The organism is Ruegeria sp. BK1 (genome assembly GCF_056535645.1).
In genome coordinates this window covers 469,481-488,758 of record NZ_JBQFIS010000001.1, presented here as the reverse complement: position 1 = coordinate 488,758, position 19,278 = coordinate 469,481, and the positions used below count along the sequence as shown (strand labels likewise).

Here is a 19,278-nt window from a genome sequence, read left to right as displayed (position 1 = left end):
TTGATCTATCCTGCGCAATATTATTTCGCAAGCGCAGCATAATTTACGCTGTGTCACAACGCGTCGATCCTCAGACCCAGCGGCGGGTCTGCTGTTCGTAACGGGCGAATTCCGCACGAAATTTTCGGCGTAACCGGTCTTCTTCCGGTACGATAAAGCGGCGCTCCAACAGCCACGTGAAAATCGGGATCAGCACCAGGGACAGCACCGCATCGAACCGCAGGACCAATCCTGTCAGGATCAAAACATCCCCCAGATAGATTGGGTTCCGACTGCGCTTGAAAATGCCAGTCTGCACCATTTGGGTCGGCACCTGATGCGGAAGAACCGTTGTTTTATGCCGTCGAAACTCGACAACAGCCAGCACTGCCAGAATAACACCCCCGCCAATCAGAAGGCCACTGAGAAGATCGGTAAACCAACCACTGAAGGACAATCCCATGGGCAAGAACTGCGCTTGCAGCCACGCTAGACCGGCAGCTGCTAGCAACCAGATCGGAGGGATATCGATTTTCTGCATTCGCGGCGTCTTTCCAGCTGTCACTCAGGTCCAGAGTGTCGTTTTCGACCGACGGTCTATCGCTTTCTGACCTGAATATCAAAATACCAGATAGTCGCAGCAGTGTAATACGCCGCCTAACTCACAACCTCTTCCGATGGACAGCACTGTGCGCATCCGCTAGCCATCTTCAGGAAACGGAATTTTCATCAGCCCGGAGCATCCATGACCGATTTCAAAGCGACCAAAGCCATGTTCGATCTGCCTAAGGGCGTTGTCTATCTGGACGGCAACTCTCTGGGACCGCTGCCGCGCGCCGCTGGTGACCGGGTGAACGACATGCTGGTCAAGGAATGGGGTCAGATGCTGATCACAGGCTGGAACAAGGCTGGATGGATGGGGCTGCCCGTGGCGCTTGGGGATCGTATCGGACGGTTGATCGGCGCGGAACCCGGCGCGGTGGTAACAGGCGACACGCTGTCCATCAAAGTGTACCAAGCCGTGGCTTCAGCGTTGGAACTGCGCCCGGACCGCAAGGTGGTTCTGTCCGATAGCGGCAATTTCCCATCGGATCTGTATATGGTGGATGGTCTTCTACGCTCGTTAGGACCGGACTATGAATTGCGCGTCGTGGCACCCGAGGACGTGGCCGACAGCCTTACCGAGGATGTCGCCGTCTTGATGCTGACCGAGGTCGATTACCGCTCTGGGCGGATGCATGACATGAAAGCGCTGACCGAACTGGCCCATGCCAACGGAACGATCGCGGTTTGGGATCTGGCCCATTCCGCCGGAGCAATTCCCGTAGACCTGTCAGGCTGCAATGCTGATTTTGCGGTAGGCTGCACCTATAAATATCTCAATGGCGGCCCCGGAGCGCCCGCCTTTATCTATGTCGCCCCGCGGCTGGCCGACCGAGTGCGCCCAGCCCTGTCGGGCTGGCTGGGTCACGAAGCGCCCTTTGCCTTTGATCTGGATTACCGCCCCGGCGGCGGAATCGAGCGGATGCGGGTCGGTACCCCTCCGATCGTCCAGATGACGGCGCTCTCGGCAGCGATGGACATCTGGGATATGGCGGACATGGCGGATGTGCGCGCCAAATCGGTGGAACTGACGGAACTGTTCATCGCGCAGGTCGAGGCCACCTGCCCCGAACTGGTGCTGGCCAGCCCGCGTGACCCGAACCAACGCGGTAGCCAGGTCTCGTTCCGGTTCATCGAAGGGTATGCGGCTATGCAGGCACTGATTGCCCGCGGCGTGATCGGGGATTTCCGCGCGCCAGACATCATGCGCTTTGGCTTCACACCGCTTTACATCGACGAACAGGATGTCGCGCGCGCCGTGGACATTCTGGCCGACATCATGACCAATCGCCTGTGGGATACGCCGGAATACAAGCAGCGCCAGCGCGTTACGTGATCGCCAGCCCTGCGCCAAGAAGGGTCGCAAAGTTGGCGTTTGACCGGGTGAAGTCCTGCGTATCCGTGGCCGAAACCTTGATCCCGCGCAGGGCTGAGGTGATCATTTTGGCTGTCTCCGACGGCTTATCAAACAATCGCACACGCCCGTTTGCCGCCTCTAGCCCGAGCCAATTCGCGTAAAGCGCGACAAGCTGCGCCTCGCCCTCGGTCACCAGATCAGCAGCGGTCGAGACGCTGACATCCAGCAACTCCAGTCCGTGCGGTGTCGCCAATATTTCGGCCATCCCATCGGTCTGCGCCTCGATCGCGCCGCTGATGATCTGTTGCACTGCCCCCCCGGCTGTCAAAGCCTCGGCGACGGCGGCAATCTTGCGGTCATAATACCGCTGGGTCAGCTTGCGCAGAATCGTCTCTTTGTTCGGGAAATACTGGTACACGGCAGGGCGTGACATTCCCGCACCCTTGGCAATGTCATCCATCGAGGTTTTTCGGAACCCATAGGCCGAAAACGCCTGAAGGGCCGATTCCAGAATGGACTGGCTCTTTTCTCCGGCAACAATATCTTTTAATTCAGCTTCTGACATTTTTAACTCATTTTGTCAGTTGACGATCTGACAGTTTCACCTATTTATGTCAGAAGAACCACGCAGCGACAAGCCGAGAGGAAGCGCAATGGCGACCAATCTGACGATCAACGGAACTTCCCATCAGGTGGACCTGCCCGATGATGTGCCCCTTTTGTGGGTTTTGCGCGACGAATTGGGCATGACCGGCACCAAATACGGATGTGGCGTGGCAGCCTGTGGCGCATGCACCGTCCATATCGACGGCGAGGCGGTTCGCTCCTGCCAGGTTGCCCTGTCCGATGTCTGGGGCGACGTCACAACAATCGAAGGCCTGGGAACGCCCGAAGCGATGGCCACCATACAGCAATCCTGGGTGGATCATCAGGTCGCTCAATGCGGTTTTTGCCAGTCGGGCCAGATCATGCAAGCCGCGGCGCTGCTGGCCGAGAACCCCTCGCCCACCGATGCGGATATCGACGACGCGATGCAGGGCAATTTGTGCCGGTGCGGCACCTATCCTCGCATTCGGGCCGCGATCCACGACGCTGCATCCAAACTGAAGGAGGCGTAAGCCATGGCATCTGTTGGTAAAATCCTGCGCCGCACCTTCCTGATCGGATCAGCCGCTATTGTTGGCGGCGTGGCCTTTGGTGCCTATTACGTGTGTCGCCCCGCCGCCAACCCGCTGAAACCCGGCGATGGTGAAACGGCGCTCAGCCCGTTTGTCCTGATCGACCGGCAAGGGGTGACACTGTTCGCGCCGCGCGCCGAGATGGGACAGGGCGTGATGACCACTTGGGCCGCCTTGATCGCAGAAGAGCTGGATGTGGAGCTGGACGATATCCGCGTTCTGCACGGCCCGGCCGCAGCGGCCTATTACAACAACGCTCTGCTGGGCGAAGGGCTGCCGAACAAGGGCTATGACATCTCGGATTTCCAGCACAATCTGGGCGAGGCCTTGGGCGTGATTGGCCGCAGCCTCAGTCTGCAGGTCACGGGCGGATCGACCTCGATGAAGGACGGATTCGAGCGGATGCGCGAAGCCGGGGCCACCGCGCGCGAAACGCTGAAACAGGCGGCGGCGGATCGGTTGGGCGTTGATCGCACTCAGCTGAAGACCGAAGATGGTGCGGTGATCGCGCCTGACGGCACGCGCCTGCCGTATACGGAACTGGCCGAAGCTGCCGGGCAGATTGAGCCACCCCATGTCGGTCTGCGCGACCCGTCGGATTGGCGTCTGTTAGGACGAAACCTGCCGCGCGTTGATGTGCTGGGCAAGTCCACCGGCACCGCCGAGTTCGGCATCGACGTGCGCCCTGAGGGTTTGAAATTCGCCTCGGTCCGGATGAACCCGAAACTGGGCGGCGTGATGAACGGCTTTGACGACAGCGCCGCCAAAACCATGCCCGGTGTAGAACAGGTGGTCGATCTGGGCAATGGTGTCGCCGTCATCGCCAACAACACCTGGTTGGCCATTCAAGCGGTCGAGGCCATTGATGTGGATTGGGGCGACGCGCCCTATCCGCCTGAAACTGACGGTTTGTTCGCCAAGATCGCCGAGGCGTTCGACGACGCTCCGAACTCGACAATGCGCGATGATGGCGATGTGGATGTCCTGCCCGAAGGTGCGACGGAAATCAGCGCCGAATACACGGTGCCCTACCTGGCGCATTCCACGATGGAACCGATGAACGCCACTGCGCTGTTCACCGGCACCAAGCTGGATCTGTGGTGTGGCAATCAAGCTCCCACCCTACTGCTGGCGCATGCAGCAAACACCGCCAACCTGGACAAGGACGCGGTCGAGATCCACACCTCCTATTTGGGCGGCGGCTTTGGCCGGCGCGGAGAGCTGGACTTTGCTGAAATCGCGACCAAGGTTGCGATGGCCATGCCCGGCGTCCCGGTCCAGACCACTTGGAGCCGCGAAGAAGACATGCGCCATGACTACTACCGTCCCGGCGCGATTGCCCGAATGCGCGGCGCGGTCAAGGACGGTCAGGCCGTTCTGATCGACGGCAAGGTCGCCGCGCAGTCCTGCACCCAGCAGGCGGTTGAGCGTTATACCGGCCTGCCCGGTGCCGGACCCGACAAGGTGCTGGTCGAAGGACTGTTCAACCAGCCCTACGCCGTCCCCAACTACCGCATCAGTGGCCATATTGCGGATCTCAGCGTGCCAGTAGGGTTCTGGCGCTCGGTCGGCAACAGCCATAACGGGTTTTTCCACGAGACATTCATGGACGAAATGGCCCACGCCGCCGGTCGCGACCCACTGGATTTCAGGCTGGAACTGGCGAATGACGAGCACGCCCCCTCGGCCGGTGTACTACAAGCGGTCAAAGAGATGTCGGGTTGGACCGGCAAAACTCCCGACGGTGTCGGGCGTGGTGTCGCGATGACTTACAGCTTTGGCACGCCAGTCGCGCAGGTGATCGAAGTGGTTGACGAAGACGGCACCATCCGCATCGCCAAAGCCTGGATCGCCTGTGACGTCGGCCTTGCGCTGGACCCCGGCACGGTAGAGGCCCAGATGTTCGGCGGCATGATCTATGGTCTGTCGGCCGCCGTGATGGGTGAGATCACCTTTGCCGAGGGCGAGGTCGAGCAATACAACTTCCCCGACTACGACGCCCTGCGGATGCACAACGCGCCCGCGACCGAGGTGCGCATTCTGGAAACCAACCGTCACCTTGGCGGCGTGGGTGAGCCCGGAACGCCCCCTTCAATGCCTGCGCTCGGCAACGCCCTATTCGACCTGACGGGCGAGCGTGCGCGCGCACTACCGCTGATCAATCAGTTCAATTTGCTGGTTTGATCACGATGCGCCGGTCTGGTCCTTCTCTCCCGGACCGGCGTACATTTTATGCGCTTTGTTGAACCGACCGCGCACCTGATCCTTCCGACCATGCATGCACGGCTGCCCCGAACGCCTCGAACAGCGGGCGCGAGACCGGGTCGTTTTCCGCGTCCCACTCCGGATGCCACTGCACCGACAGCGTGAACCCCGGCGCGTCCTGCACATAGATCGCTTCGGGCGTACCATCGGGCGCATACCCATCAACAACGATGCGATGGCCTACGGTTTTGATCCCCTGCCCGTGAAGCGAGTTCGTCATCACTTCATGTGCACCCATCAGGCGGTGAAATACGCCACCGTCAGACAGGGTCACGATGTGGCGCAGGGCAAACTTCTCTTCCAACGTGCCATCGGGCGGCATCCGGTGATTCATACGCCCCGGAAGATCGCGGATTTCTGGATAGAGCGTCCCGCCCATCGCCACATTGACCTCCTGAAAGCCGCGGCAAATGCCAAAGAACGGTTGGCCCCGCTCTACGCAGGCCCGCACCAATGGCAGCGCAATTGCATCCCGTGCCCGGTCAAATTCTCCGTGCGCATCCGTCGCGGCTTCGCCGTATTCCTCGGGGTGAACATTGGGACGCGCGCCGGTCAACAGAAACCCGTCACACACCTCCAGCAATTCCTCGACCGACACATAGCGCGGGTCCGCCGGAATTAGCATCGGCAGACAGTCCGAGACATTGGCCACTGCGTCCGAATTCATCGTCCCACCCGTATGGGTCGGGTATTGGTCGTTCATCAAATATGAGTTGCCGATGATACCGACGATGGGTCGAGACATTCTGCTTTCCTGATTTGTTCCGTGTTCAGGGAAAGCTAGCCGCCACGCCCGCCGCGCGCAATGGCACAACCCCTGTGTATCAGCGCAGGCACTTGTTCAGCTATGCACATGGGTGTTGTGATGGGGACAAATGCCCATTTGTCAGGCGCTTCACACACGCCAAAGGGTCAGAGAGCCCGCAGACTCTCTGACCAATGCATCAGATCTCGCCGGTCAGACCAGCAGCCTCGATCCCGGCCATCGCCGCGATCGCATCATTGTCCGAGGTGTCACCGGTCACGCCTACAGCACCGATCACGGCGCCTTTCTTGTCGCGCAGCAACACGCCGCCCGGAACCGGCACAACCTGACCCCCATAGACACCGTTAACAGCAGCCATGAAATAGGCCTGCGCCTCGGCCCGCGCCATCTGCGCGGTGCCGGCCATGCCCAGCATGACCGAGCCATAGGCCTTGCCCTGTGCAATCGCAAAACGACCGGGCGCGGCACCATCTTCGCGTTCAAACGCGATCACATGACCACCGGCGTCCAGAACAACAACCGACAGAGGTTTCAGTTCCAATTCGCGGCCCTTTTCCAAAGCCTTGCGCACAATCGTACGCGCCTTGCGCAATGTAACAGCCATGCCTGATCCCTTTCATCTGGCTAACAATATCCTCGGGGGAGCGGGAGGGGGCAGACAGCCCCCTCGTTCCGACCCTATCCGTTCAACCCAAGCTCGTTTTCAACTCCAAACGGCGGGCGTGCAGAACCGGCTCGGTGTAACCCGAAGGCTGAACCCGACCTTTGAAAACCAGATCGCAAGCTGCTTGGAACGCCACACCATCGAAGCCGGGTGCCATCGGGCGGTAGCTGGGGTCGCCTTCATTTTGACGATCCACCACGGCCGCCATTTTCTGCATCGCAGCCATCACCTGTTCTTCACTGACGACATCATGATGCAGCCAGTTGGCCAGCGCCTGAGATGAAATCCGGCAAGTTGCCCGATCCTCCATCAACCCGATATCGTTGATATCCGGCACTTTCGAACAGCCTACGCCCTGATCGACCCAACGCACGACATAGCCCAGAATACCCTGCGCGTTGTTCTCGATCTCGACGGAGATCTCGTCCTCGCTCAGGTTGCGGCCGCCCAGCAGCGGCACGGTCAGCAGATCATCCAGTGTACCGCGTGCACCGCCTGCGGCCAGTTCGTCCTGACGGGCCAGAACATCGACCTTGTGGTAATGCGTTGCATGAAGCGTCGCCGCGGTTGGGGACGGCACCCAGGCGCAGGTCGCGCCCGATTTCGGGTGTCCGATCTTCTGATCCAGCATATCCCCCATCCGGTCAGGCATCGCCCACATGCCCTTACCGATCTGCGCCTTGCCTTTCAGACCGCAGGTCAGACCGATATCGACATTGCGGTCCTCATAGGACGCAATCCACGGTGTCACCTTCATGTCACCCTTGGGCAGCATCGGTCCTGCCTCGATCGAGGTATGGATCTCATCGCCCGTACGGTCCAGGAAACCAGTGTTGATAAAGGCCACACGCGATCTCGCAGCACGGATGCATTCCTTGAGGTTGACCGAGGTACGGCGTTCCTCATCCATGATACCCAGCTTGACGGTGTTGCGCGGCAGGCCGAGGATGTCTTCGACCATGTCGAAAATCTCAACCGCGAACGCGACTTCGGCTGGCCCGTGCATCTTGGGCTTGACCACATAGACCGAGCCCTTGACCGAATTCCCGCCCTCGCGCTGCAGGTCATGCATCGCAATCAGCGTGGTACAGAGGGCATCCAGCAGGCCCTCACCGATCTCATTGCCATCACCATCCAGAACGGCCGGGTTAGTCATCAAATGGCCCACATTGCGGATCAGCATCAGCGAACGGCCTTTCAGCACGTCCTGTTCGCCGCCTGCGGTGGTATAGGTCAGATCATCGGCCAGTTTCCGGGTAAAGGTGGTGCCTCCTTTGGTCACCTCCTCAGCCAGATCGCCTTTCATCAGGCCCAGCCAGTTGCTATAGGCCACGACCTTGTCTTCTCCATCCACACAGGCGACCGAGTCCTCGCAGTCCATAATCGTGGACAGCGCCGATTCCATATGTACATCCGCAATCCCCGCCGGGTCGGTCGCGCCAATATTACTAGAGGCATCGACGACGATTTTCACATGCAGCCCGTTGTTCTTCAGCAGAACGAAATCGGGCTTCCCGGCCTCACCGCCAAAGCCAACAAATGCCGAAGCGTCGGCCAGCGCGGGTACCAGCGCACCATCTTCGACGTGCAGATTGGACACATCGGCCCACGAGCCTGCAGCCAGCGGCACCGCGTCATCCAAAAAGCTTTTGGCCCATGCAATCACACGCGCACCGCGTGCTTCGTCATACCCTCCCGCGGCGGGCAGATCGCCCATTGCGTCCGTGCCGTACAGAGCATCATACAGACTACCCCAACGCGCGTTGGCGGCGTTCAGCGCAAACCGGGCATTGGTTATCGGCACGACCAGTTGCGGGCCGGGGATCGAAGCAATCTCAGGATCGACATTGGCGGTTTCGATTTGAAAGTCATCACCTTCTTCGACCAAATAGCCGATCTCGCGCAGAAACCCCTGATAGGCTTCGGCGTCATGGTCCTGACCTTTACGGTCAACATGCCATGCGTCCAGTTGGCCCTGAATCTGTTCGCGCTTGGCAAGAAACGCGCGGTTCTTGGGCCCAAGTTCGGACACCATCCGCGACAGACCATCCCAGAATGTCTGAGCGGTGACACCGGTTCCCGGCAGAGCCCTACCTTCGATGAAGTCGGCCAGAACTGGGTCGACTTGAAGCCCGCTGCGTGTCTGTCTGCTGGTCATGTTGTTCCTCCTGCCAATGTACGCCACTGCATACCGCCAGCATTTAGAGCGTAAGTTTCCGATAGGCAACGTCTGCCGTTGCGTTCTGGTAAAAAAATCTTACCAAAATCGCGTTACCTGGGATAAGCCTCTGCCGCGACACGGCTTGCAGCCCATTGCCACAGACCATAACGTCGCCTCAAACTCCAACCGATGCGAGGCCCCGATGCGCGACGCTGCCCCTACGACGATCTATCTCAAAGACTACACGCCCTTTGGCTATCTTGTGGACAGCGTGCATCTAACCTTTGACCTTGCCGCCCACTGCACCCGCGTTACATCGCGCATCGCCTTCCGCCCCAACCCTGATGCAACAGACCGCACCTTTTTTCTGCACGGCGAAGAGCTGACCTTGATCCGCGCCTCCATTGACGGGGTGCAGATCACGCCCGAGGTGACCGATAAGGGCCTGACCGCCCCCGCCCCCGACGCGCCTTTCGTCTGGGAGGCCGAGGTCGAGATTGACCCCGGCAACAACACCGCGCTTGAGGGGCTGTATATGTCGAACGACATGTATTGCACCCAGTGCGAGGCGGAAGGGTTCCGCAAGATCACCTATTACCCCGACCGCCCCGATGTGATGTCCACCTTCACCGTGCGCATCAACGGCGATCTGCCCGTGCTGCTGTCCAACGGCAACCCAAGCGGCAAAGGCGAAGGCTGGGCGGAATGGACCGACCCTTGGCCCAAGCCTGCCTATCTGTTCGCGCTGGTCGCGGGCGAGTTGATCGCGCATCCCGGCCAGTTCACCACCATGTCCGGGCGCGATGTCGCGTTGAACCTCTGGGTCCGCCCCGGAGATGAGGGCAAATGCGCCTTTGGCATGGAGGCTCTGAAAAAGTCTATGAAATGGGACGAGGACGTCTATGGCCGCGAATACGATCTGGACGTGTTCAACATCGTGGCCGTGGATGATTTCAACATGGGCGCGATGGAAAATAAGGGGCTGAACATCTTCAACTCCTCCGCCGTGCTGGCCAGCCCCGAGACCTCGACCGATATGAACTTTGAGCGGATCGAGGCGATCATCGCGCATGAGTATTTTCACAATTGGACCGGCAACCGCATCACTTGCCGTGACTGGTTCCAGCTGTGTCTGAAGGAAGGTCTGACCGTGTTCCGTGATGCGCAGTTCACCTCAGACATGCGCTCGGCCCCGGTGAAACGCATCCACGACGCCATCGACCTGCGCGCGCGGCAATTCCCCGAGGATAACGGGCCGCTCTCGCATCCTGTCAGGCCCGAAAGCTTTCAAGAGATCAACAATTTCTACACCGCCACAGTCTACGAAAAAGGCGCCGAAATCATCGGTATGCTGAAGCGGCTGGTGGGTGATGAAGCCTATGCCAAGGCGCTGGACTTGTATTTCGATCGGCATGACGGGCAAGCCTGCACGATCGAAGACTGGATCAAGGTATTCGAGGATACGACCGGTCGCGATCTGAGCCAGTTCAAGCGCTGGTACAGCCAATCCGGCACTCCGCGTGTGAAGGTGGCCGAAGAATGGGCGGACGGCACCTACACCCTGACCCTGTCGCAGCGCACTGAACCCACGCCAGGTCAGGACGAAAAGCTGCCGCAGGTGATCCCGGTGGCCGTTGGCCTTCTGGGCCCGAATGGCGATGAGGTCCGCACGACTGAGGTGCTGGAACTGACCGAAGCCAGCCAGAGCTTTACCTTCACCGGGCTGGCAGCCAAACCGACAGCCTCGGTGCTGAGGGATTTCTCAGCCCCGGTTATTCTGGAACAGGATCAAGACAACGCCGAACGCGCCTTTTTGTTGGCCCATGACGCAGACGCGTTCAACCGCTGGCAAGCCGGGCGCTCGCTGGCCGAAGACACGCTGTTAAACATGATTCAGTCCGATGCAGCCCCCGATGCGGACTATCTGGATGGCCTTCTGGCTGTGCTGCGCGATGGTGATCTGGACCCGGCCTACCGCGCTTTGGTGTTGGGCCTTCCGACACAATCTGAACTGGCTGCCGCGTTGCACGAGAAAGGCTTAACACCCGATCCAATGGCAATCTGGACCGCCGTCGAGACGCTGCGGCAGGTCACTGCACAGCACGTACAGGACCTGCTGCCGCGTTTGCACAGCGAGACCGTGATTGATGCTCCGTACAGCCCTGATGCCGATCAATCGGGCAAACGCGCCTTGGGCGGGGCCGCTTTGGCGTTGACCTCACGACTGGACGGCGGTGCCAAGGCCGCCGAGGAATACAAAGCCGCCGACAATATGACCCTGCAACTGACCGCCTTGTCCTGCCTTCTGCGCGCAGGCAAGGGACAGGCTGAGCTGGCCGCATTCTATGACCAGTGGCAACATGACCGGCTGGTGATGGACAAGTGGTTTGGACTGCAAGTCTCGATGGCGACACCAGAGGCGACGGCGGATGTGGCGCGCAACCTGACCGAGCATCCGGATTTCAACTGGAAAAACCCCAACCGCTTCCGCGCCGTCATGGGAGCATTGGCGATGAACCATGCCGGATTCCACCGGGCCGATGGGGCGGGCTATGCCTTGCTGGCGGACTGGTTGATCAAACTGGACCCGGTGAACCCGCAGACCACGGCACGGATGTGCTCGGCCTTCCAGACGTGGAAACGCTATGACACCAACCGTCAGGCCCTGATCCGAGCGCAGTTGACCCGCATCGCAGAAACACCCGATCTGTCGCGGGACACGACCGAGATGGTCTCGCGCATTCTGGGCGCATGACGCCTTACACGTTCACACGTCAGAACAGGACGCCAAGCGTTTTGGCGATCCTGCTCTGCGTGTATGGGGCACTGATTGCCCTGGTGATCCTGTTTGATGCGGCGTGGTGGCTGATGGCGCTGTTGGCGCTGACCACCCTGCCCGCGCTGTGGGATTTTGCGCGCGGCACCAGCGCCGGTCTGACCTTGGGTCCGGACCGGATCAGCTGGTTCACCGGCGCGCGTCAGGCCGAGGTCAATCTGGCCGATATCGACCACGTGCGCATGGACACCCGCTGGGACTTCAGCGTGCGCGTTTCACTTGTGCTTAGGTCCGAGAAAAAGATTCGCCTGCCCGATGAATCGACCCCTCCGCACCGGGAATTCGAGCGGCTTTTGCAGCAAGCGGGGCTTCGGGTAAAGCGTCATCACTTTACGGTTTTCTAGGCATAATCCCCATCTCAAGACCTCATTGTTCCCAAATTATGGGCAAAACAGGCCCAAAATCTTGAATTTGATTCAATTCGCGGCGACAGTTCAGCAGTTGCCAGTTTTTACAGTTACCGAGTTTCACCATGTTGCGGTTTTTCCGATCCACTGCGCCCAGCGCCCTTGCCCCCGAAATGTCAGCAGATTTGCATCTGTCAGCAGATGTCGCATCCGTGTTCCCGAATCGGGGGCAAGTGAACATCCCGCTGGCCGATGCCCGCGAGGACGACATCGCTGGTCGCGATGCGATCGAGCGGGGCCGCCATCTGGCGCGTCAGGGCCTGTGGACGGTTTTGTCGCAGGAAATGAAAGCAGCGGATGAGGCGCGCACGTCTGCCCCGGACGGGATGCCGATTGCCGATCTGCTGGCCTTCGGGGCCCGGGCAGATGTGGTTCTGGCCGTCGAACATGCCCTGTCCGACCTGAAAGAAGTGCGGGACTATGACCTGCTGGGCGGTATCTCAGAGTTGGAAGACGAAATGCGCGAAAACGCCGGTGATCCGATGATCGCGCTGGTGGTTGCGCTGGCGCATATCGACATCGCATGGGCGTGGCGTGGCACGGCCACCGAGGCCAAACTGCCGCCGCTGCATCAATCGCGCTGTGCTGCGCATTTCGACCGGGCTGCGGCGATCCTGCCTGCTTGTCGCGAAGCGGCGCCGGACAGCCCCCTTGTCGCAGCTGCCGATTGCGCTCTGCTGGCGGGACAGCGCAAGACGCGCGTCCGCGTGGCCGACAAATACGAACGCCTGATCACGCTGGACCCGCATAACCAGCGCCACATGCGCGCTATGGGCACGCATCTGCTGCCGCGCTGGTTCGGCAGCTACGAAGAGCTTGAGGTGCAAGCCCTGCGCAATGCCGCCCGCACCCATGATATCTGGGGCGCAGGCGGGTATACCTGGGCCCAATTCGACGCCATCGTCTTGGATGACGAAGCCTGTGCACGGTTGGATGTCGAATATTTCCTGCAAGGTCTTCGCGACATTCTGCGCCACAGCCCCGATCAGGAAATGGTCAACATGCTGGCCGCCTATTGCGCCATCACGATCAAAAAAGGTCTGGGCCAGAACGCCCAAGCCGACGCCGTACGCGCGCAAATCCACGAGGCTGCGAACTGGCTGATCCTTGACCACCTGACCGAGCTGCACCCGCTGGTCTGGGCCCATGCCGCAAACGGGTTCAACAACGCTGTGCGCATCAACTCGACCGAGCGGTTTGCCGCACGCGGCCACCGTGACGCGCTGCGTGCGATTGGCAACCTGTTCAGCGAAGAACTGCGCAAGGGCATGGATGTGACCTTCACCCCCTCGGGCCCGCGCCTGTCCAGCCACTGATTCCCCCTTGCCCCTTTGGCGTGGCACGCCTAATACGCAGGCTTAGACTTCTGCGGAAATAGAGGCGCGCCATGCTCGACCTGACATATGAAATGCCCAAAATCAAAACTATTGCCGGGGCCAAGCACGATTGGGAGCTGGTCATCGGGATGGAGGTGCACGCTCAGGTCTCATCCAACGCCAAGCTTTTCTCGGGCGCATCGACACAATTCGGAGCCGAACCCAATTCAAACGTGGCCTTCGTGGACGCGGCGATGCCTGGAATGCTGCCGGTCATCAACGAATATTGCGTTGAACAAGCGGTGCGCACCGGGCTGGGTCTGAAGGCGGATATCAATCTGAAATCAGCCTTTGACCGCAAGAACTATTTCTACCCCGACCTGCCGCAGGGCTACCAGATTTCCCAGCTGTACCACCCCATCGTGGGAGAAGGCGAAGTGCTGGTCGAAATGGGCGACGGCACCGCGCGAAAGGTCCGCATCGAACGCATCCATATGGAGCAGGACGCGGGCAAATCCATCCATGACATGGACCCGCATATGTCCTTTGTCGATCTGAACCGGACGGGCGTCTGCCTGATGGAGATCGTGTCGCGCCCCGACATCCGTGGCCCCGAAGAGGCCGCCGCCTATATCGCCAAGCTGCGCCAGATCATGCGTTATCTGGGCACCTGCGACGGCAACATGCAGAACGGCAACCTGCGGGCGGACGTGAACGTCTCGATCTGTTTGCCGGGCGCGTATGAGAAGTATCAGGAAACGCAGGACTTCTCGCATCTGGGCACGCGGTGCGAGATCAAGAACATGAACTCTATGCGTTTTATCCAGCAAGCGATTGAGGTCGAAGCCCGTCGTCAGATCGCCATCGTTGAAGCTGGTGGGGAAGTAGAGCAGGAGACCCGTCTCTATGACCCGGACAAGGGTGAGACACGCTCGATGCGGTCCAAGGAAGAGGCGCATGATTACCGCTATTTCCCCGATCCCGACCTGCTGCCACTGGAAATTGAACAAGGCTGGGTCGACGACATTGCCGCCAAATTGCCCGAACTGCCCGACGCCAAAAAGGCGCGGTTCATTGAGGCATTCGGCCTAACCGACTATGACGCCTCTGTCCTGACCGCCGAAGTGGAAAGCGCCGCCTATTTCGAAGAGGTCGCAAAAGGCCGCAACGGCAAGCTGGCCGCGAACTGGGTTATCAACGAACTGTTTGGCCGCCTGAAAAAAGAAGATCACGACATCACCGACAGCCCGGTGTCTCCGGCGCAGTTGGGTGGGATCATTGATCTGATTTCATCGGATGCCATTTCGGGCAAGATCGCCAAGGATCTTTTCGAGATCGTTTATACCGAAGGCGGCGACCCCGCGCAGATCGTGGAAGAACGCGGTATGAAGCAAGTCACCGATACCGGTGCGATCGAGGCTGCTTTGGACGAGATCATCGCCGCCAACACCGCGCAGGTTGAAAAGGCCAAGGTGAACCCGAAACTGGCGGGCTGGTTCGTTGGTCAGGTGATGAAAGCCACCGGCGGCAAAGCCAACCCCAAGGCCGTGAACGAGCTGGTTGCCAAGAAGCTGGGCGGTTAAATCTACAGAAATTGATGAAAGGGCGGCAGAGGGCATACCCACTGCCGCCTTTCTTTTGCGCTGTGTCCGGGCAACACAAGCCGGGCACCACGCGAAGGAGACTTTCCCAATGGCCTCAAAATGCTAGATTGCCGGGAACGAACAGGTAGGAAGATCCGATGCCGCGCTACGAATACAAAGTCGTCCCCGCCCCGCAGAAAAGCGGCAAGGCCAAAGGGGCCAAAACCGCCGAGGACCGGTTTGCGGCCTCGGTCGAACAGGTGCTCAACCAGATGGGGCAGGACGGCTGGGAATATCAGCGTGCGGAGTTACTGCCCAGCGAGGAACGAACGGGTCTGACTGGCTCAACCGTGAACTGGCGCAATGTTCTGGTGTTCCGGCGCGAAATCGAACCAAGTTTCGTCTCTACCCGCGGCCCGACGGAAACACCCGAAGGCGTACCTTTGGCCCAGCCTGTTCCGGGCCCCGAAATGGTCGTGGCCCCGGCCCCGATTGCGGAAGAGGTGAAAGAGCCGCCGCTGTCGTTGAAAGGCTCGGAAGCCGCCCCAGAACCGCAGGAAAAACCCTGAGACACACTTACGCGCAGCAGGAATTGCCCTCTTGGATCGGTGGGCAGGGCACTGTCGCGTAAGAACAAAAGACGCAGCAGTCTCCGTCCAACGGTTTCAGCACGGCTTGACAGGACTTGCATTCATAGAACCACTGGCACGCATCTGTGGGCATGGTTTCCGTTTCGACATGCCCGCAAGACGGGCAGGTCAGAGTGGATTCGAGTGTCACTTTTGTTTGCGATCCGTCCATGTTCACCTCGGTTTCCGCCATCTTGGCGCTTTCACACCCCGATATCCAGCGCCAGCGCATGGATACGCGGCACGATGTCCCCCAGCGCCTTGTGAACGGCGCGGTGGCGGGCGACGCGGGATTGGCCTTCGAACGCGGCGGCGCGGATGCGGACGTTGAAATGGCTCTCGCCGCCTTCCTGAAAGCCCGCATGGCCCCGGTGGCTTTCGCTGTCATCCACCACCTCCAGCTCATGCGGGTCAAAGGCGGATTGCAAGGCGGTGCGGATTTCGTCGGTCACGGTCATTTTTATGCTCAGCGGCAAAAATTTTACCGCCTCCCCTCTTCTACTTTCGGCTGCTTAGACTAAACTGCTGCCTCCGAGTCGAGAAGATGCGTTCTTAAGGATCACAGCATGACGAAATCAGACCCTTTCGGATTCGATATGTCCGTCTCCAGCGCCAAGAAAAAGAACCCGCGCGGGCGTCGGGGGATGTCGGGCGCGTCTGAGACATCGGTGCGAATCTGCGATCATGAAGGCTGTGAAGAGGCGGGCAAGTTCCGCGCGCCCAAAGCGCCGGATGTGCTGGACGATTTCTTCTGGTTCTGCCAGCAGCACGTGCGCGAATATAACCAGAAATGGAATTTCTTCGACGGCACGACTGAAGCCGAGATGAACGCGCAACGCTCGAAGGACAAGGTTTGGGAGCGTGAAACCAAACCCATGGGCGACCCCGAGGCGCGTGCCTGGGCCCGTCTGGGCATCGAAGACCCGCATCAGGTTCTGGGCGCAAATGGCACGCAGAACAAGGGCCGCACGGCGGGCACAGGTGGCCGCCGCCTACCCCCGACCGAGCGCCGCGCGATTGAAATCCTTGAAGCCAATGACAGCTGGTCCAAGGCCGAAGTGCGTAAAGCCTACAAGAAACTGATCAAGGTGCTGCACCCCGACATGAACGGTGGTGACCGCAGCCAGGAAGAACAGTTGCAAGAGGTCGTCTGGGCCTGGGATCAGATCAAGGACAGCCGGAATTTCAAGTAACGCCTCTATGCACTTAGAGACGCCTTTAACGCTTGTGCTTCCTGACGTTTCAAGCAGCGTATGCGCGTTTGCTTCCATCCGAAAGCATCACTACGGAGTTCTGGGAACAGCGACACCAGTTCCTGCACGTCTTCACGATCGAATGACATTAAAGCGATTTCGCCCAGAAACAGGCTTTCTGTTGGCAAACCGTTCGATGTCAGGATCGTGTGGCGACTACATGCGACGTGAAAGTACGTAACAGGCTCATCCAATTGCACCTGACGTATGGTCTTGTCGTTGACCAGATGAATGGCCGCTGCGAATACCTGAGGTTCTCCGTAGAGCAGTTCAGCACGCCATCCCTCCAAAACAATGCGATGCTGTGGTGAGACGTACAAGTCGCGGTTCGGTAAGCCGTCTCCGAATGATCCTTCTTGAATGCAAACCGGGCGCATATGGGGGGTTCGTTTCAATACTTCTGCGCCAAGGGTTTTTTGGCCAATCCATACTATGGGCAATAGTTCACCGCTTGATGTTCGGACTTTGTCCCCAACAACAAGGTCTTCGACGAGACAAGGACCATGTTCGGTCTCAATCAAAGTGCCTTTTACGAAACAGGGAACTGTACCTGCCGGCAGCGCAACTGTGACAATGAGCGAGTCGTTGTTTCCATTTCCGGGTCCTGTCGAAGCGAATATTTCAAGAGTGAGTGACGTGTTCGGTGGGATAACGGCCCCTTCGGTTAGCTCGACAGTCAAAACTCCGCTTGATGAAATCGAAACGGTGTAATCCATCGGGTCTAATCCACCGGTCCCAGAAACGACCACACTCCAGGATGCTCCAGATTTCGTCGCAAAATATTGCTGCATCACAGTGGACGATCCACTGGGAATCGAAAGCGAAGAAGGGCCGATTATCGAAAGCGCCATCTAGATCTTTACCGCTAAACACAACAACGGACACAAGTTTTGCCCAAACATAAGGTTAGTATGCCAATCATATCACAACATAGCAATGTGATCCTGCATCGAATTGAGGCAAACAAAAACTGGAGAGTAAGGCCCCGATCTTCGGCATTCCAACAGCCGTTCAGCCTATTGCATGGGCTTGAATCGAAATCTGTGCATTTGGGTATCACGACGTTTTTTGGGGAAAATCCAGCAGGACACACGAACCGAGCGGCTTTTCCTTGCCCTTCCACGGAATATGTTGCACCACACACAGGTTCGAAAGCCCGCGCGAGGCTGAGGTATCAAGATAAGGACGACAGGCATGGATTGGCCGATTGACGCAAATGCACATCCTTCAGAAGAGATTTCGGTCCGCGAAGTGTTCGGCATCGACACCGATATGCAGGTCAAACGCTTTTACGAAACAACCGAACGGGTTCCCGAGATTGACTCGACTTACAAGTTTGATCCCGACACGACCCTCGCGATTTTGGCAGGTTTTACCCATAACCGCCGGGTGATGATCCAAGGCTATCACGGTACAGGTAAGTCGACCCATATTGAACAGGTCGCTGCACGCCTGAACTGGCCTGCAGTGCGGGTCAACCTCGACAGTCACATCAGCCGGATCGACCTGATCGGCAAGGACGCAATCAAACTGCGCGACGGCGTTCAGATCACCGAATTCAGCGAGGGCATCCTGCCCTGGGCTTTGCGCAACCCGGTTGCGATCGTCTTCGACGAATACGATGCCGGGCGAGCCGACGTCATGTTCGTACTTCAGCGTGTGCTTGAGGCAAACGGAAGCCTCACCTTGTTGGACCAGAACGAGATTCTGACACCGCACCGCTATTTCCGCATGTTCGCCACCGCCAACACCGTTGGCCTGGGCGACACCACCGGTCTTTACCACGGCACCCAACAGATCAACCAAGCGCAGATGGACCGCTGGTCTTTGGTCGCAACGCTGAACTACTTGAGCCACGACGCCGAGACGATGATCGTCTTGTCCAAGGCTCCGCATTACAACACCGCCGAAGGCCGCAAGATCGTCAGCCAGATGGTGACTGTGGCTGACCTGACCCGGACCGCTTTCATGAATGGCGATCTGTCCACGGTCATGAGCCCGCGGACAGTGATTAACTGGGCCCAAAACGCCGAGATTTTCCGCAATGTTGGCTACGCGTTCCGCCTTTCGTTCCTGAACAAGTGTGACGAATTGGAACGTCAGACCGTTGCTGAGTTCTACCAGCGTTGTTTTGACGAGGAATTGCCTGAAAGCGCAGCGTCTGCCAGTGTCGGATAAGCTGAGAATTGCGCCCATATCGGGCGCAATGCCTCCGGCGGGGATATTTTTGGCCATATGAAGGTGGATCCCGTTGCGCTTTTTGCCTCTGGGTTTGCATAGA

General features: G+C 59.0%; 18 protein-coding genes. 10 read left to right on the top strand and 8 right to left on the bottom strand.

Annotated features, from left to right (window positions below):
• Window positions 1-70 precede the first annotated feature (70 nt).
• Window positions 71-520, bottom strand: coding sequence for a methyltransferase family protein (locus ACR3E7_RS02395; RefSeq protein WP_170784172.1), 450 nt, complete (start codon window positions 518-520; stop codon window positions 71-73).
• Between the two features lie 204 nt (window positions 521-724).
• On the opposite strand from ACR3E7_RS02395, the gene kynU reads away from it, so the two are divergent.
• A complete protein-coding gene (kynU, locus tag ACR3E7_RS02390) occupies window positions 725-1,918 on the top strand; it encodes a kynureninase (RefSeq protein ID WP_480503140.1) in 1,194 nt (397 codons plus the stop codon).
• On the opposite strand, the gene ACR3E7_RS02385 is transcribed toward kynU, so the two are convergent.
• Entirely contained in the window at window positions 1,911-2,504 is a 594-nt protein-coding gene (locus tag ACR3E7_RS02385) for a TetR/AcrR family transcriptional regulator (RefSeq protein ID WP_480503141.1), read from the bottom strand. The two genes, kynU and ACR3E7_RS02385, sit on opposite strands and share 8 nt — an antisense overlap.
• An 88-nt stretch (window positions 2,505-2,592) precedes the next feature.
• On the opposite strand from ACR3E7_RS02385, the gene ACR3E7_RS02380 reads away from it, so the two are divergent.
• Window positions 2,593-3,057, top strand: coding sequence for a (2Fe-2S)-binding protein (locus tag ACR3E7_RS02380; protein WP_170784166.1), 465 nt, complete (start codon window positions 2,593-2,595; stop codon window positions 3,055-3,057).
• Window positions 3,058-3,060: 3 nt separating this feature from the next.
• Window positions 3,061-5,301 carry a xanthine dehydrogenase family protein molybdopterin-binding subunit gene (locus ACR3E7_RS02375; RefSeq protein WP_480503142.1) on the top strand — a complete coding sequence of 747 codons (2,241 nt, stop codon included), beginning with the start codon at window positions 3,061-3,063 and terminating at the stop codon, window positions 5,299-5,301.
• A 46-nt stretch (window positions 5,302-5,347) separates the two neighbouring features.
• On the opposite strand, the gene ACR3E7_RS02370 is transcribed toward ACR3E7_RS02375, so the two are convergent.
• The 3 genes from ACR3E7_RS02370 to ACR3E7_RS02360 all read right to left on the bottom strand — a co-directional run bounded on the left by ACR3E7_RS02370 (window position 5,348) and on the right by ACR3E7_RS02360 (window position 8,970).
• Window positions 5,348-6,127: a gamma-glutamyl-gamma-aminobutyrate hydrolase family protein gene (locus tag ACR3E7_RS02370; RefSeq protein WP_480503143.1), complete on the bottom strand. Its 780-nt coding sequence runs from the start codon at window positions 6,125-6,127 to the stop codon at window positions 5,348-5,350.
• A 199-nt stretch (window positions 6,128-6,326) separates the two neighbouring features.
• The gene (locus ACR3E7_RS02365; protein ID WP_170410912.1) at window positions 6,327-6,752 is read right to left on the bottom strand and encodes a GlcG/HbpS family heme-binding protein; all 426 of its coding nucleotides are present in this window, start codon (window positions 6,750-6,752) and stop codon (window positions 6,327-6,329) included.
• An 82-nt stretch (window positions 6,753-6,834) separates the two neighbouring features.
• Window positions 6,835-8,970, bottom strand: coding sequence for a malate synthase G (locus tag ACR3E7_RS02360; protein WP_480503144.1), 2,136 nt, complete (start codon window positions 8,968-8,970; stop codon window positions 6,835-6,837).
• A 205-nt stretch (window positions 8,971-9,175) separates the two neighbouring features.
• Between ACR3E7_RS02360 and pepN the strand changes: the two genes are divergently transcribed.
• From pepN to ACR3E7_RS02335, 5 genes are all read left to right on the top strand, one after another.
• Window positions 9,176-11,728, top strand: a complete 2,553-nt coding sequence (pepN, locus tag ACR3E7_RS02355) for an aminopeptidase N (RefSeq protein ID WP_480503145.1) — start codon at window positions 9,176-9,178, stop codon at window positions 11,726-11,728.
• On the top strand, window positions 11,725-12,153 hold the full coding sequence (locus ACR3E7_RS02350) for a hypothetical protein (RefSeq protein WP_170784158.1): 429 nt from the start codon (window positions 11,725-11,727) through the stop codon (window positions 12,151-12,153). Before pepN ends, ACR3E7_RS02350 begins: the two co-directional genes overlap by 4 nt.
• A gap of 128 nt (window positions 12,154-12,281) precedes the next feature.
• On the top strand, window positions 12,282-13,532 hold the full coding sequence (locus ACR3E7_RS02345; RefSeq protein WP_480503148.1) for a hypothetical protein: 1,251 nt from the start codon (window positions 12,282-12,284) through the stop codon (window positions 13,530-13,532).
• A gap of 71 nt (window positions 13,533-13,603) precedes the next feature.
• Window positions 13,604-15,115, top strand: coding sequence for an Asp-tRNA(Asn)/Glu-tRNA(Gln) amidotransferase subunit GatB (gene gatB, locus ACR3E7_RS02340; RefSeq protein ID WP_480503149.1), 1,512 nt, complete (start codon window positions 13,604-13,606; stop codon window positions 15,113-15,115).
• 158 nt (window positions 15,116-15,273) lie between these two features.
• Window positions 15,274-15,684 carry a DUF4177 domain-containing protein gene (locus ACR3E7_RS02335; RefSeq protein WP_170784154.1) on the top strand — a complete coding sequence of 137 codons (411 nt, stop codon included), beginning with the start codon at window positions 15,274-15,276 and terminating at the stop codon, window positions 15,682-15,684.
• 7 nt (window positions 15,685-15,691) lie between these two features.
• Here the strand turns inward: ACR3E7_RS02335 and ACR3E7_RS02330 are convergent, their stop codons facing one another.
• Both ACR3E7_RS02330 and ACR3E7_RS02325 read right to left on the bottom strand, forming a co-directional pair.
• Complete coding sequence (locus tag ACR3E7_RS02330; RefSeq protein ID WP_214646773.1) at window positions 15,692-15,916, bottom strand: GDCCVxC domain-containing (seleno)protein; 225 nt, start codon at window positions 15,914-15,916, stop codon at window positions 15,692-15,694.
• 31 nt (window positions 15,917-15,947) lie between these two features.
• Window positions 15,948-16,202 carry a BolA family protein gene (locus ACR3E7_RS02325; protein WP_170753030.1) on the bottom strand — a complete coding sequence of 85 codons (255 nt, stop codon included), beginning with the start codon at window positions 16,200-16,202 and terminating at the stop codon, window positions 15,948-15,950.
• Between the two features lie 108 nt (window positions 16,203-16,310).
• Between ACR3E7_RS02325 and ACR3E7_RS02320 the strand changes: the two genes are divergently transcribed.
• Window positions 16,311-16,937, top strand: a complete 627-nt coding sequence (locus tag ACR3E7_RS02320) for a J domain-containing protein (protein ID WP_170769233.1) — start codon at window positions 16,311-16,313, stop codon at window positions 16,935-16,937.
• Between the two features lie 5 nt (window positions 16,938-16,942).
• On the opposite strand, the gene ACR3E7_RS02315 is transcribed toward ACR3E7_RS02320, so the two are convergent.
• Window positions 16,943-17,848: a Hint domain-containing protein gene (locus ACR3E7_RS02315; RefSeq protein WP_480506594.1), complete on the bottom strand. Its 906-nt coding sequence runs from the start codon at window positions 17,846-17,848 to the stop codon at window positions 16,943-16,945.
• 343 nt (window positions 17,849-18,191) lie between these two features.
• On the opposite strand from ACR3E7_RS02315, the gene cobS reads away from it, so the two are divergent.
• Entirely contained in the window at window positions 18,192-19,175 is a 984-nt protein-coding gene (cobS, locus tag ACR3E7_RS02310; RefSeq protein WP_170769231.1) for a cobaltochelatase subunit CobS, read from the top strand.
• Window positions 19,176-19,278 lie beyond the last annotated feature (103 nt).

Coding starts and splice junctions, on each gene's coding strand:
- pepN (WP_480503145.1), top strand. CDS start 9,176: ATGCGCGACGCTGCCCCTACGACGATCTATCTCAAAGACTACACGCCC.
- cobS (WP_170769231.1), top strand. CDS start 18,192: ATGGATTGGCCGATTGACGCAAATGCACATCCTTCAGAAGAGATTTCG.
- ACR3E7_RS02360 (WP_480503144.1), bottom strand. CDS start 8,970: ATGACCAGCAGACAGACACGCAGCGGGCTTCAAGTCGACCCAGTTCTG.
- ACR3E7_RS02330 (WP_214646773.1), bottom strand. CDS start 15,916: ATGGACGGATCGCAAACAAAAGTGACACTCGAATCCACTCTGACCTGC.
- ACR3E7_RS02380 (WP_170784166.1), top strand. CDS start 2,593: ATGGCGACCAATCTGACGATCAACGGAACTTCCCATCAGGTGGACCTG.
- ACR3E7_RS02365 (WP_170410912.1), bottom strand. CDS start 6,752: ATGGCTGTTACATTGCGCAAGGCGCGTACGATTGTGCGCAAGGCTTTG.
- ACR3E7_RS02385 (WP_480503141.1), bottom strand. CDS start 2,504: ATGTCAGAAGCTGAATTAAAAGATATTGTTGCCGGAGAAAAGAGCCAG.
- ACR3E7_RS02320 (WP_170769233.1), top strand. CDS start 16,311: ATGACGAAATCAGACCCTTTCGGATTCGATATGTCCGTCTCCAGCGCC.
- ACR3E7_RS02345 (WP_480503148.1), top strand. CDS start 12,282: ATGTTGCGGTTTTTCCGATCCACTGCGCCCAGCGCCCTTGCCCCCGAA.
- ACR3E7_RS02350 (WP_170784158.1), top strand. CDS start 11,725: ATGACGCCTTACACGTTCACACGTCAGAACAGGACGCCAAGCGTTTTG.
- gatB (WP_480503149.1), top strand. CDS start 13,604: ATGCTCGACCTGACATATGAAATGCCCAAAATCAAAACTATTGCCGGG.
- ACR3E7_RS02395 (WP_170784172.1), bottom strand. CDS start 520: ATGCAGAAAATCGATATCCCTCCGATCTGGTTGCTAGCAGCTGCCGGT.
- ACR3E7_RS02375 (WP_480503142.1), top strand. CDS start 3,061: ATGGCATCTGTTGGTAAAATCCTGCGCCGCACCTTCCTGATCGGATCA.
- ACR3E7_RS02325 (WP_170753030.1), bottom strand. CDS start 16,202: ATGACCGTGACCGACGAAATCCGCACCGCCTTGCAATCCGCCTTTGAC.
- kynU (WP_480503140.1), top strand. CDS start 725: ATGACCGATTTCAAAGCGACCAAAGCCATGTTCGATCTGCCTAAGGGC.
- ACR3E7_RS02315 (WP_480506594.1), bottom strand. CDS start 17,848: ATGGCGCTTTCGATAATCGGCCCTTCTTCGCTTTCGATTCCCAGTGGA.
- ACR3E7_RS02370 (WP_480503143.1), bottom strand. CDS start 6,127: ATGTCTCGACCCATCGTCGGTATCATCGGCAACTCATATTTGATGAAC.
- ACR3E7_RS02335 (WP_170784154.1), top strand. CDS start 15,274: ATGCCGCGCTACGAATACAAAGTCGTCCCCGCCCCGCAGAAAAGCGGC.